This is a genomic window from Klebsiella sp. BIGb0138 (genome assembly GCF_004342285.1).
Lineage (GTDB): Bacteria > Pseudomonadota > Gammaproteobacteria > Enterobacterales > Enterobacteriaceae > Klebsiella.
Map to the genome: position 1 here is coordinate 23144 of NZ_SMCV01000013.1, position 13042 is coordinate 36185.

The window sequence follows — 13042 nt, forward strand, 5'->3', positions numbered from 1 at the left end:
ACGCGCAAATCACAGCGACAGCGCCCACAACGATGACAACGCCCCAGAACAGAAATGTGCCGATTATTGCAATCATTTACTCAGCCTCCAACTTGATGCCAGCTCTGGCTAATGCTGCGTTAACCTCTGCTTCCGGATATGCATATATCGCGCGGTGCGAATCAATGAAATCACGGCGATGCAAAACGCTAATAGGCTGCGACAGCTTCACGGTCCTGGACTCCAGCTCCTTGGCGTATTTACCAAGTTCGGCGTTTTTCTTCTCCAACTGATCAATGCGGTCTTGCTGCTGATTGATATGGTCGTTTTGAGCGGCATTAGCACTCTGGGTCTTATCCAGCACCTCTACCAGCGCCTCGACCGTTTTCAGCGAAAAGCTGGGAAGCGTGGCATTGATAGTCTTGATGCGCTCGATAGACGTCTGAGGCCCCCATGCTGGCATCGCCTTGCGGGCCGCAATATCAGCTTTAATCTGCTCTAAATTAATCATGAGCTTTATCCTCAGCCCGCATACGTTCGGCATACTGCTGCTCGCGCATCATCTTCTGCGCGGCCTGCATCAACAGACTGACGGCCATGCGGGCGCGGGCAGCGGCATAGCGGTTACTGGTTTTGGTGTCGCGATAGAGCGTTTCGGCAAGGCCCAGTTGTTCGGTCGCTTCCTCTAGAAGCCCCATAACTGACGGACCAAAGGGGCTGAGAGGCTGTGACTCCACGCCTACAATCTGCGCCAGCCGTGCCATCTTGCGATTCTTTTCATGGTCTATCATGGGGCCCATCCCGTTATGACGCAGTTGCTCAATCATGATCTCGACGTCCGCCGCCTCTTCGGCCACTTTGCTGCTGTCGGTTTTGTGGTTAAGAAAACGCGAGCAGGCGGCTGATAATTCGCTGGCTTCTTCGGAAAGAACCAGCACCTGAGATTCAAATCCCCATTTAGCAAACGCAGCCTCAAAAATACCTTTCGTTTTCGGATTCATAATATGTCCTTACTGATTTTCGGCGTGAGCAACCCCACGGCGCTGACGCCGGAAATAAAACAAAGTTAATTAACGAATATTCAGAGTTTGGCTAAATCCAGCGATATCTGTTTATAAGTGCCATCATCCTGACGCTCATATAAACGCAGATACTGGCTGGTTCCCGTGACCTGGATAGCATCGGCCACGGCGTCCATCGCTTCATTCCATTTGGCATCGTCAATATTCAGTGAGCGGAGACCCAGAACCTGATTGATATCAATCCGGCCCTGTTTATTGACACGGAAGGCATGATCGACCATCGCCATAATCTTTTCGTTAGCCCCGGCAGACCATTCTCTGATGCAGTCGTCAATCAGCTTCTTTGCCGCCTGAATACGCTCATCAAAGATGCGATGCTCGCCCACGGCGCGAACCAGCTTATAACGGCCATCAAAGCTGACCAGCGTGACATTGCCCTTGGCACCGCCATATTCCACGCCGTATTCCGCTGCTGAAAGGTCGATAAAATCACCGATTTTAGCCATAGAACCGAGCTTGAACTCGACCAGAGACTGACGCTGCAGACGAGCTGCCTCAACGATGCCGAGCACCACTTCATCACGCAGTTTATCCAGCGGTTTAATCTGTGACTCAGGAACTAAATGACCCTGAGCGTTAATCCGGTAACCGTCCGGAATGGTATTTGCAGTATTCATAAAGTCCTCACTGAATTAATAGCAATCTGAATAAACAATATTCGAAACAACACGGCGACTTAATTCCATTTTTTCGGCAATAACAGGAATGGTCAGGCCCTCTTTATAAAGCTCACGGCAAAGGTAGATATCATGATCATCCGATGGTTTAACCAGAACGGACAAGCCCCAGCGGTTAGCCTGAGACTGAATGGCCTGACGGGTGCGGTTGAGTTTCTCGCCCATTTCCGCCGCCGTCATTTTCCCGGCATTCTCACAGACAAACTGAATTTCGTACTTGGTCCACTTACGACGCTTTTCCATGATTACCCCTTATTTTTCCACGTACTCTTTAGTAATAATTTCTGTGAAGCGAATTAATGCATCACAGGCATCATGTTGGTTATCAGCTTCGGGAACACCAGGAACAAGCAATTGCTCATGTGTCCGGGAGTGCCTCGCCCGCACATCAATTATTTCCCGAACTCTTTTTTCTTCACCGGTGATAATGGGTAAAGCACCATCAGGGAAAGTTTCGCCAAACTCGATTAATCCCGAAGCCCAGGCATAAGCTGTAATTTTTGTTTCCATGATTACCTCCAGATAACATGACAACCTTCGAGCGTGGCCATCCACACGGAGCGTGTCCCGGTGGGGCAGCGTTCAATCAGATGATTAGCCCTGTTCACCAGTTCAGTCGGCGGACAGGTGATTTCCAGACACGGGCGGCGCATCCACACCCGCATCTCCGTAACACGACTACCGCGCGCCTGCAGCCATGCCTGCGCAGCGGTGGCCATACCAACATGTTCAGCAATACGTTCAGTAATCATGGTGCTAACCCCTCAGTAACGTTGAAACATCAACATCCAGATCCAGATCACGCAGTGCCTTGAGGATGTAGCTCTCGCTGACAGCCTGACCTGCGCCGTGAGCCGTCATTGCTGCAAGCCGCAGGGAATGACTGAGGATGCGCAGTGCGCCGGGCTTCTGCGCAATCTTCTGAAGCAGATCGCGCTCTTTTTCGCCGTCGATATGCCAGGCGTCAGCAATCGCTTCCACATCCGCCTTTTTGGTCTTGTTAATCGCCACACGTTTGGCAATACGTGAGAACAGGCGGGCGAACTCGACGGTGCGGTTACCGCCGGTCATGTTGCTGTAGACGCGGTGGTTACCCATCAGCACCAGCCCGACGCGGGTGGCCTCCTGCAGCAGGCGCAGCTCTTCGAGAGTTTCCGCGCCCAGATGGTCAGCTTCATCAATGATGACAAGTCCCTGAGTACCATCAAGACGGCGGCGCAGAGCGCGGGCAAGCGGTCCTTTACGGCGCGGCGCATCATTCATCCCCAGCTCATAGGCCAGTTCGGTCAGGCACTCCAGCACACTGGCGCAAGACGGGGTGATCGTTATCAGCCAGACGTTATCGTTACTGCGGCGATATTCACGTGCCGCCTCTGACTTCCCGACGCCAGGGTTACCACAAACCACGCCGATGCACTCCGTCAGGTGGGCATAGCGAAAGGCTGTCCAGATTTGTTTAACGGTCGGGGTTTCAATAAAGCGCGGGGGCTCCGGCAGTTCTGCGGCAGAATGCTGTTTATTGACCCAGCGCTGCAGAGCTTTCTCGACGCGGTCGTTATCACCGGCATATTTATTGTTCATGAAGCCACTGACCACACCGGTTGATAAGCCGGTTTCACGGGCAACCTGAGCAAAAGTAAAACGGGCACCATCAACAAGGTTGCGCAGAACCTCGCGAATATCGGAAATATTCACCTCAGACATAATTCACTCCATTATTTGATAAACGGCCTTAAATAGCGTTTTTACGTTTATTTGATTCCAGCATATCCAGCGAGTTATTCAGAAATTCATCCTCGCTGTATTCCTCTTCTTCAGACACAACCTGCATAGCGGGAACCGCCCGGCTGACAGGGCGATAGACATTGCTGTCCAGCCAGTCCGGCCCTGCTGGTTCAGAGAGGGTGAGCACATTTTCGGCCTCGGCCAGACGGACTTTTTTCTCACCACGCTCGCGCATACCTTTGATACGTTTCTGTTTCTGCCAGTATTCTGCCGTAACAGGGAATGCTGCTTTCTTGTTGCCATCCCAGATGGCTTCACATATCAGTGAACCATCCATACGACGAACGATAACCTTCGTAGCATCGTGAATGTCGTAACTAACACGGACCTTGCGGCCATGCTCTTCGCGAAGCGCTTCGGAATAATAAAGGTTATTGAAAAGCTGGATTTCGCAACGCCTGACTGAGCACTCAGTCTCCGGCATAAACATATGACGAAGTTCAATATCGGAGAGCCATTCAATTTCAGTTTTTTCTTTTTCCAGCTTGTACTTACGAAATTGCGCTGGAGTGAAATGCTCGCCATTAGCTTTCAGTGGCAGTGACTCGTGCGCGCGGTTGTTGTACCAGTGAACCCCGGCTTCAATTTCCCCAATAAGCTCATTCCATGACGGGAAATCGCGAAGGGTCTGCTCCTGCTTAGCTGTCAGCTCACGCCCTTTATCCACCGCGTTCAGCGCGGCGATGAGGGATTTTGATACCTTACGTGTGGTGCTTTTATCCGCGCCAGTTCCGTAGTAGGTAGCAAATTGGCGGGATATACGCATCCCCAGCGTTTTGTTAAGGATCTCAATGATGCCGCGCCCTTGCGGGTTCTCAGGAATACCCAGACGGTGGTCAACCCCGAGACGCGGTAAAATACCGGTGATATTAGCGTCAAGCGTGCTATTGGTCTCACCGCCACCGTTATCGGAATAATAGATATAAGGCACCCCGTTATTCTTAATGCCGTGACGCAGGGCATCAGCAACGGCAATAACGCTTTCTGACAGAGCCAGACTCCAGCCCACAATATATCGGCAACTCCCGTCCAGAATGAACGTCACTTCTGGTGTGATAGGGTTACCATGTTCAGGAGAGGCGACTTTCATCTTCATGCCGTGGCCATCCCCGATCCAGACGTAATTAACCGGCAGGCAAAGCCAGTCACGGCGTACAAATCCCTCAATCTGACGGGCTTCACTGCCGGTGATCCGGCGATGCTGTTTCACCACTTCCGGGAGTTTATCCATCGCATAGCGCACTGTGTTATAGGTCGGAGCAGAGAAAAGCATCTCCGGCTGATCCGAATATCGCGAATACCAGCCATGAATAAAATCCTCGTATGCCTCAGCCATCGTTACACCATTGGGATTACGGTAATACGCCAGAAAATCAGGCAACCACGCAATTTCCTCAGGCTCCACGCGCTGGCGCTTGCCAGGTGCAAGGAGCACCAGACGCTCAGTCGATGTTCTGGCTTTTTTGAAATCAGCCATCCAGCGCTTAAGGGAGATCTCGCTCAGGGTGCGTGATGAACCTTTTTTGGCATTGGCTAACGTCACCTGTGTGGCCAGATGCTCAGGTAACTCGCCGCTGCGGGACCGTCGGACGATTTCCCTGATGGCTTTGGCGCAGCTGAATCCCGGTATTTCCCCCAGTTTCATGACTTCCGATACCAGCGCAATACGGGCATCAGCAATCTTTTGCTGGTCGCTGGTTAAGCCAGTAAGCTTTTGCTCCATCAGCACGGGGTGATCACGGTAAAGCGATAACCGGGTATCACTCTTTTCCGTCACCGCTGAACGTTCAGGAGCAGGCAACGCTGCATCCTGATTGTTCATCAGCTCTTTAACCTGACGGTCACGCAGCGCTTTCTGAGCAACCAGAGGAAGGCTGTCAATGTGATACTCAAACGCCTTACTTCCCTGACGCTTACGGACCAGAGTCTGATTCTGTTTGACCAGTTTGCCCATCATGGCTCTGATGCCCTGTGGCGTTCCCGGTAAACCCGGCAGGCCCGCTAATTCATTCACCGTGGCAAACATGATCACAAGTCCTTGCTGTAGCGGCTGGGCCAGATGGATGACGGCTCCAGATTGAGAGCATTCGCGATGATGCGCTCACCTTTAGGGTATGAACGAGCCAGCGCATTTTTCAGTGTGTCGGGACTTAACCCCGCACTGGTGGAAAGGCTGCGCATTGTCACGCCGCGCTTGTGAAGCTCGGCGACAATGTCAATGCGATGCCAGTCACGCACTTCATTTCTTTCCATAGTTCGTTTACTCTTAAAAGTTATCCGCCGGAATAATCCTGCGGGGTTATCCGTTGGAGTAAGTATTGATCCAATGTGAGTTAATGTAAAGCAAAAGACCAGCTTTCTTTTCTCAATTGAGATACTTGGCGCGAGTGAGTTATTTTTATCATGAATTTCAATTTGTTAGGCGGAAAGGAAAATGAATAAAGCAAAAGAAATAGAAGTTTCTTTTACTCAATATGGAAAGGAAAGTATTCGCGATAGGATAAAGAGTCTTTTTAAGGGAAGAAGCTTAAGGCGAGTATCTCTCGATTGGGACCTCCCATACTCCACGCTCAATAATTACTTTGCACGCTCAGCGACTCCAAGCGTGGACGTGTTAGTTAAAATTTCTGATATTGAGAATGTGAGCCTAAACTGGCTTGCAACAGGTCGCGAGGACACCCTAGCCCTAGATGAGTCCGATAGTACCCAAGACTGTCGCATACGAACGGATATGGCTAGATATGCAGAGGATAATGAAATCCTTGCTGGGGCAACAGCAACCCCGCTGAAAGATGACAAGTTTATGTCCCTTACATGGTCAATGTTTTTCGAGGCATTGAACCATGAGGAGAAATCACATCTAATTGATATTTACGCAAAAATTGGAGCTAAAGGCGTTTTGGCATTGCTTAGTAACGTCAATGGTTCTACCACAGAATTACTTAACCTTTCACCAGAGGAGCAAAGACGCTTAATGCACATGAATGAGCAAATCAAAAAAGGGTCATCTGAGACTGGTGAAGACGTAGCCAAGCCAGGCCCGTCAAGTTCCAGCAAGAAGGCCAGTTAATGCGGTTCTCCACCTTCATTTTATCGCGGTATACACCAGCCGCATTTAACCGGCCTGTTTTTTAGAAGTATGTTAGAATTGATTTTGAACGATGGTTTTGTAGTTTTAAAGTCCAGAAAGTAGCAGTATCAAATGATTTGCCGATCGGCTTCATTTTCTTCAAACCGGTATCAAATCCAATTTTGAGCCGACCCCTACAATCCCGCGAGTTTCCGCTTAATTCCTCATGTTCCCGGAAGTATCAAATCTATTCGTTCTTCACATAACGGTGGCGGTAGAAGCCGCCGATGCCGCAATGAAATCGGCTAATGTCGGCCTGATCGGATACGAGCTGACGAAAGGCGGGGGACTGGTGACGGTAAAGTTTAGCGGTGAGGTTGGCGCCATGAACGCCGCCGTCGCTGCCGGTGTGGCTGCGGCCAGCCGGGTGGGGAGCGTCTACGCGTGGAAAATCATCGCCCGTACCGCAACCGGCATCGATAGCCTGATTGCCTCCACGGAAACCTGCGGTATTGCTCCCGACCCTGTGGCGGCCGCCGCGACAGTGCAACCCCCGGCGGCGGAACAGAAAGCGGTCGCCATTCCGGTGGTTAATGTCGAATCTGATATGACGGCGGCCTCTTGCGGTGAGCTAAGCGACAGCGTGTGCGCTGAGGCACCGCTAAGCGGAGAGTCCGCCACCCAGGCAAGCGAATCGCCGCAGCGTAGCGAGCAGGGTGATGAGACGGAAAATGGCGGCGATCGCATCATCAGTACGCCGGCGGAAAAGGCGGCGCCCAAACCCGCGCGTCCTCGTCCCAAAAGCCCCCGACGCTAACGTGATAATTGCCTGACGAGCCACCTGCGGGTGGCTTTTTTACGACGGAAGGATGACCCCGCGATGAGAATGGGCGGTGGGAAGGGAAGAACGGTCGATGGGAAGGATTATCGGAGGCCCGCCGTGGGGCAAACTCCGCCGCGGCCAGCAGGGGCTGGCGGAGTTGTGGGTCCCGGGAGCATCATCAAGGCGTGGGGTTATTCACCGTCTTGCCGGCTTTGGCGGCGGGCAGATGGCATCCGATGCCAAAGCGGTAAATGGCCGCCCCGACGATCCCGCCCACCACCGGCGCAATCAGCGGGACAAGGAAGTAGGGAATCTCTCTACCGCCCGTCATCGCCATCGATCCCCAGCCGTTCAGAAAGGTAAACAGTTTCGGACCGAAGTCGCGGGCCGGGTTCATAGCAAATCCGGTGAGCGGCGCGGTCGCGGCGCCGATCACCGCCACCAGTAAACCGATTAACAGCGGTGCAAGCGGCCCTTTCGGCACACCGTTGCCATCATCGGTCAGTGCCATAATAAGACCGATCAGCATTGAGGTAATGACGATTTCCACGAGCGCCGCCAGCCAGACGCTGATATTCGCCGCCGGATAGGTGGAGAATATGCTGGCCAGATACAGGCTGTCCTGACTGCCGCGTACCATTTGGTGGGCTTGTTCATAGTCGGCGAACATATTGTGGTAAAGGAGATAGGTGAGCGCGGCGCCGCAAAACGCCCCGGCCATCTGGGCCAGAATATAGGGCACCACTTTTTTGGCGTCAAAGCTGGCGAACATCCATAGCGCGATAGTGACCGCCGGGTTAAGGTGCGCGCCCGAGATGCCCGCCGTCAGATAGACCGCCAGAGCGATACCCAGGCCCCACACGATGCAGATTTCCCAAAGACCAAAGCTGGCGCCGGCGAGTTTTGCCGCGCACAGCACGCTGGTACCGAAAAATATAAATAAGCCGGTGCCCAGAAATTCCGCAAGACAAGGCCCGGTAACTGCTTCACGAGATTCACTCATAGTTTTTTCCTGTATTAAGCGATGCGTGGTTTCATCTCTTAACGCTGCTGGGGACAAAGGATAAGAGAGCTAAATCATGCTGCTGGTTAACCGCCGATATGGCAGTGAAACCCCATCGATTCGACGACTTTTTTCAGGCTGGCCATTTTGTCCTCGGGATGCGACTTTGCCTCGCCCATGGGATAAATGCGGCCCAGCAGGTTATATTTATTTTCACCAAAGGTGTGATAAGGCAGCAGATGAAGGGTATCAACGCCGGACATGAGCCGGGCAAATTCGGCAATGCTGCGAATCTCATCTGCGCTATCGTTGACGCCGGGAATGACGGGAATGCGAACAATAACGTGGGTGATAAAGGAAATACGGATAAGGTTTTCCAGAATCCGCTCGTTATTGACGCCGGTATTTTGTTCATGAACCACCGGGTTAATGGCTTTAATATCCGTCAGCGCCAGGTCAACCCACGGAAAGACCTCCTCAATCACCTCTTTGCTGGCCATCCCGGTGGTTTCCATCGCCGTGTGCCACCCTTTTGCTTTACAGGCTTTTAAAAGCTCACGGGCAAATTCCGCTTGTGCCAGCGGTTCGCCGCCTGACAGGGTAATTCCCCCGCCTGAACGACGAAACAGGTTCTCCTCTTTCTGTAATTCACGCATCACCTCGCTGACGGTCATGCGTTTCCCTTTCATTTCCAACGCCCGAGTCGGGCAGACTTGCGTGCATTTACCGCACTGAATGCAGCGCTCGCGGTCGATGAAAAAGGGATTGCCGGGGGAGAGCGCATGCTGCTGACAAACATCGACGCATTTTCCACAGCGGATACAATCGCTCTTTTTATAAATTAACTCAGGTTGCGGGCGCTGCGATTCCGGATTGCTGCACCACCTGCAGGCCAGCGGGCAGCCTTTAAAAAAAGGGATGGTGCGGATGCCGGGACCATCATGCAGGGAATAGCGTTGAATATTAAATAAAACGCCTTCGGTATCGTATTCGACTCTGTTCATAACATCACTCGTCAAAAAAGCGACCATCAGGCAACAGCAAGTCAGCCGCTAAAATCGGGTCTGATAAGGGGCCATGCGTACCAGTACGGCCCCGATCGGTAGGGCAAAATCAGAATTGCTGCTCGGTACGACTGATAATGTCATCCTGAACTTCTTTAGCCAGCACCACGAACTGAGCGCTATAGCCGGCGACGCGTACTACCAGGTCCTGATGCTGCTGCGGGTTTTTCTGCGCTTCCAGCAACGTGTTGCGGTCAATCACGTTGAACTGAACGTGCATCCCTTTCTTATCGAAGTAGTTGCGCACCAGCCCGCCGAAGTTACGCAGACCCTTTTCGCCCGCCAGAGAGGAGGGCAGGAATTTCTGGTTATAGAGGGTGCCGTTCGAGGCGATGAAGTGATCCAGTTTCGCCACCGAGTTGGCCGCTGCGGTAGGGCCAAGGGTATCTTTCCCCTGACGCGGAGAGACGCCGTCGGCCAGCGGTTCTTTCGCCAGACGGCCATCCGGGAGGGCGCCGACGTCCTTACCAAACAGAACGTTAGCGGATACCGGGTAGATCCCGGCCTGGAAACGGCCGCCGCGTGGGTTGGTATACTTCTCCACTTCCTGGCAATAAATCAGCGCGCAATGACGGGCGACGAGGTCCACGTCGTCGATGTCGTTACCGAAGCTCGGGGTGTTTTCCAGAATATGACGGATCTCTTGATAGCGGGAGCTGTCCGTGGCCGGCGCTGAGCCGGCGCTGGAGAGCTGGCGGTAAACTTCATTTTTAATCGCTGCCGGATTGAGCGAGCCGTGCTGGTCGATAATACGTTTGACCACGTCGTAGATATCCTGCTCGTCCAAAGAGGCTTTCGCCGACCCGGCATGAGGGTTCCCTCCTGACGGATAGCCGAAGTTAGCATCCAGCGCCCCTTTCAGCTCCTGCAGCGTCAGACGCCGATCTTCGAAGACCTGTTTCTGTATGGCATAGACGGAGTCGCCGGTATCTGCGATGCCGAAGGCCTGCGGACCGGTAAAGTTATAAATCGCGCCGCCTTCCTGCAGGGATTTGCCGCGACCAATACAGTCATCGACCAGCGCCGACAGGAACGGTAGCGGGCAGCGTTCGCCGTGGGCGATATCGACGCTGTTGCACGCTTCCACCAGCTGGTGGACGAAGTGCGCCATCTGTTGTTTGAAGGCGGCGTAGAAGTCGTCGATGCTGGTGTACTGCGTCATCTCGCCGGTGACCGGGCCGAGTTGTTGACGACCAGAACGGCCGTTGTTGAGGGTGATTTCCAGTACCTTCGCCACGTTGAAAAAGGCCGCGTCATGCCAGCCTTCGGTACGATGCGGCGCCTGCGGCTCCACGCAGCCGATAATGCAGTAGTCGCGGGCGTCATGCAGCGATACTCCGCGGTTTTGCAGCGCCGGAATGATCACCTCGTCGTTGTACATCGCCGGAACGCCAAGACCAAGCCGCACCAGTTCGCAGGCGCGATAGAGAAACTCATCCGGCGTGCCCTGCCAGACGCGAATGGAGAAGGAGGGCTGCGGCAAACGGACGTGGGCCGTCGCTTCCATGCACATATAGGTCAATGGGTTGGTGGCATCGCGACCGTCCTCGGTCTGACCGCCAACGCACAGGTTCTGGAACACGGCATAGCCGGCGAAGGCCTGGGCGGAAATCTCATCGCGCGTTTTGTTGATATCATTCAGTTTGATCCAGCAGCAGTCCACCAGCTCCTGGGCAAATTCGCTGCTGATGGATTTATCCGCCGCCAGATAGGGATACATATACTGATCGAAACGGCCGGGAGAAATAGAGTGGCCGCTGGATTCAATCTGCAGCATGCTCTGTATAAACCAGAACGTCTGGCAGGCCTCCCAGAACGTCGTCGCGCCGTATTCCGGCACGCGGGTACAGTTTTGCGCAATGAGCTCCAGCTCGCGCTGGCGTGCAGGGTCGCGCTCTTCGCGGGCAAGACGAGCGGCTTCCTGGGCATAGCGGTGAGCAAAATTGATTGCCGCGTGATAGCTCAGAATAACGGCGTGATAAAACTGCTCTTTTTTGATGTAATCCGAGGTGCCGCGATCGAGGTTTTCCAGCGCGCGGGTCGCTTCATCGATGATTCCGCGAAAGCCGATTTTCAGCACTTTGCCATAGTCAACGCTGACGTGTCCGACTCCGCCGAAGAAGTAGTTACCCACGGTGAACACGCCGTTGCCCATACTCTCTTTTGTCCCTGCGGACATATAGGACGCCGCCAGCGAACTGGTGGTTTTACCCGGCCAGTATTGAAAGGCCTGGCGCAGCTCGTCGGCCGTTTTCTTCTCAATGATAAACGGGTCGGCAACCCGTTGCGCCATGGTTTCGAACTCTTTTTCGACCCAGTCGTAGGAAAATTCAGGGCAAATTTCCGTCGAACGCGGGTTGATGGTGACCGCGCCGACAATTAATTCATCAGGACGGATGGTCACCGGCAGTTCATTGAATATTTTCTCAACGACTTTTGCCCGCCGCATAATCGCGGGAAGGTGTTCATTCTCTTTATAAGCTTCGGTTGCCAGTACCGCACGTTCAGATTCCACATAAGGTTTAGCCTGCAGAATCATATTTTTCAGTCTTACCACACGATCGGTCGGATGAGTAAAGCCTTTCTCTAACATACAATAACTCCCGAAATAATATAAGCGTGATTCATTAACCACACCTGAGTTGTGTTACCTGACGGCAGTGACGGGTACGCTAGCTAATAATGTTGCTGCCGATTAAACGAATAAATTGACGTAATATTTCCGGGTGCCCCATCCAGGTGGCGGCGGTGACCAGGTTACCGTCCTGGACGGCTTCATGATTCGCCGCGTTGATCCAGATGCCACCGGCCAGTTCAACTTCAGGCTTTAAGGTGAAATATCCCGTCAGCTTCTTTTCTTTTAATACGCCGGCGGCCACCAGAATTTGCGGCCCATGACAAATTGCCGCAATAGGTAGCGCAATATTATCCGCATAGTGAATAATATTTAATACCGTTCTGTTGAGACGTAAATATTCTGGCGCACGACCGCCGGTTATATAAATGCCACAATATTCCTGCATCCTGATTTCATCAAACGAAGCGGTTAAGCGGAATAAGTGACCCGGTTTTTCGGTATAGGTTTGATCGCCTTCAAAGTCATGAATCGCGGTCTTAATATATTCCCCGCTGCGTTTCCCGGGGCAAACGACATCAACTCTGAAACCTAACATGCTTAATGCCTGCCATGGCACCATGACTTCATAGTCTTCAGAGAAATCGCCTGCGAGCAGCAAAATTCTTTTCATAAGCGAACTCTCAGAATGTACTGTCATCATCCTCAATAATACGCATGGCCTCATGCACCGCGGCGATCTCGCCAAAGATGGCCAGCGTCGTGATATGCTGCGGGCAGCTACCGAAGATCTCCGATACCGCAACGTGCGCGCTTTTACTTGCCAGATCGGCGTAAAAGTACAGATCCGCTACCGGCAGCATCACCAACCCGATCGCGTCAATGCGGATGCTTTCCAGCCGGTTGCGCGATTCTGAAGGCATCCGCCGTTTTAGCATGGCCAGCGTTTCCGGCATCGGCGCGTTGATAATGCGTTTTTTCATG

General features: G+C 52.9%; 15 protein-coding genes and 1 pseudogene. 2 read left to right on the plus strand and 14 right to left on the minus strand.

The features are described from left to right. Window positions 1-76 precede the first annotated feature (76 nt). The 9 genes from EDF73_RS27855 to EDF73_RS23290 form a co-directional block, all read right to left on the minus strand. Window positions 77-490, minus strand: a complete 414-nt coding sequence (locus tag EDF73_RS27855; protein WP_243655256.1) for an ead/Ea22-like family protein — start codon at window positions 488-490, stop codon at window positions 77-79. After that, window positions 483-980 (minus strand): hypothetical protein, encoded by a 498-nt coding sequence (locus tag EDF73_RS23255; RefSeq protein ID WP_132731381.1) that lies wholly within the window; start codon window positions 978-980, stop codon window positions 483-485. Before EDF73_RS23255 ends, EDF73_RS27855 begins: the two co-directional genes overlap by 8 nt. A gap of 80 nt (window positions 981-1060) precedes the next feature. Further along, entirely contained in the window at window positions 1061-1678 is a 618-nt protein-coding gene (locus tag EDF73_RS23260; protein WP_064793984.1) for a DUF3164 family protein, read from the minus strand. Window positions 1679-1693: 15 nt separating this feature from the next. After that, a complete protein-coding gene (locus EDF73_RS23265) occupies window positions 1694-1981 on the minus strand; it encodes a hypothetical protein (RefSeq protein WP_117052104.1) in 288 nt (95 codons plus the stop codon). A gap of 9 nt (window positions 1982-1990) precedes the next feature. Continuing rightward, window positions 1991-2248 (minus strand): host nuclease inhibitor protein, encoded by a 258-nt coding sequence (locus EDF73_RS23270; RefSeq protein WP_132731382.1) that lies wholly within the window; start codon window positions 2246-2248, stop codon window positions 1991-1993. Window positions 2249-2250: 2 nt separating this feature from the next. After that, the gene (locus EDF73_RS23275) at window positions 2251-2490 is read right to left on the minus strand and encodes a hypothetical protein (RefSeq protein ID WP_004114539.1); all 240 of its coding nucleotides are present in this window, start codon (window positions 2488-2490) and stop codon (window positions 2251-2253) included. 4 nt (window positions 2491-2494) lie between these two features. Next, window positions 2495-3442: an AAA family ATPase gene (locus EDF73_RS23280; RefSeq protein WP_132731383.1), complete on the minus strand. Its 948-nt coding sequence runs from the start codon at window positions 3440-3442 to the stop codon at window positions 2495-2497. Between the two features lie 28 nt (window positions 3443-3470). Next, complete coding sequence (locus tag EDF73_RS23285) at window positions 3471-5549, minus strand: Mu transposase C-terminal domain-containing protein (protein WP_132731384.1); 2079 nt, start codon at window positions 5547-5549, stop codon at window positions 3471-3473. A gap of 2 nt (window positions 5550-5551) precedes the next feature. Further along, on the minus strand, window positions 5552-5776 hold the full coding sequence (locus EDF73_RS23290) for a helix-turn-helix domain-containing protein (RefSeq protein WP_023301751.1): 225 nt from the start codon (window positions 5774-5776) through the stop codon (window positions 5552-5554). A 181-nt stretch (window positions 5777-5957) separates the two neighbouring features. On the opposite strand from EDF73_RS23290, the gene EDF73_RS23295 reads away from it, so the two are divergent. Next, window positions 5958-6593: a helix-turn-helix domain-containing protein gene (locus EDF73_RS23295; protein ID WP_132731385.1), complete on the plus strand. Its 636-nt coding sequence runs from the start codon at window positions 5958-5960 to the stop codon at window positions 6591-6593. Window positions 6594-6819: 226 nt separating this feature from the next. Beyond that, window positions 6820-7083, plus strand: a pseudogene (locus EDF73_RS27860) (BMC domain-containing protein); the annotation flags it as partial. A 511-nt stretch (window positions 7084-7594) separates the two neighbouring features. On the opposite strand, the gene EDF73_RS23305 reads toward EDF73_RS27860, so the two are convergent. The 5 genes from EDF73_RS23305 to EDF73_RS23325 all read right to left on the minus strand — a co-directional run bounded on the left by EDF73_RS23305 (window position 7595) and on the right by EDF73_RS23325 (window position 13041). Beyond that, window positions 7595-8419, minus strand: coding sequence for an MIP/aquaporin family protein (locus EDF73_RS23305; protein ID WP_132731387.1), 825 nt, complete (start codon window positions 8417-8419; stop codon window positions 7595-7597). A gap of 86 nt (window positions 8420-8505) precedes the next feature. Continuing rightward, on the minus strand, window positions 8506-9423 hold the full coding sequence (locus EDF73_RS23310; RefSeq protein ID WP_132731388.1) for a glycyl-radical enzyme activating protein: 918 nt from the start codon (window positions 9421-9423) through the stop codon (window positions 8506-8508). Between the two features lie 109 nt (window positions 9424-9532). After that, window positions 9533-12076 (minus strand): glycyl radical diol dehydratase GrpM, encoded by a 2544-nt coding sequence (grpM, locus tag EDF73_RS23315; protein ID WP_132731389.1) that lies wholly within the window; start codon window positions 12074-12076, stop codon window positions 9533-9535. 79 nt (window positions 12077-12155) lie between these two features. Beyond that, window positions 12156-12731, minus strand: a complete 576-nt coding sequence (locus tag EDF73_RS23320) for a DJ-1/PfpI family protein (protein WP_132731390.1) — start codon at window positions 12729-12731, stop codon at window positions 12156-12158. Window positions 12732-12741: 10 nt separating this feature from the next. Beyond that, complete coding sequence (locus EDF73_RS23325) at window positions 12742-13041, minus strand: hypothetical protein (protein WP_132731391.1); 300 nt, start codon at window positions 13039-13041, stop codon at window positions 12742-12744. Window position 13042: the final 1 nt, after the last annotated feature.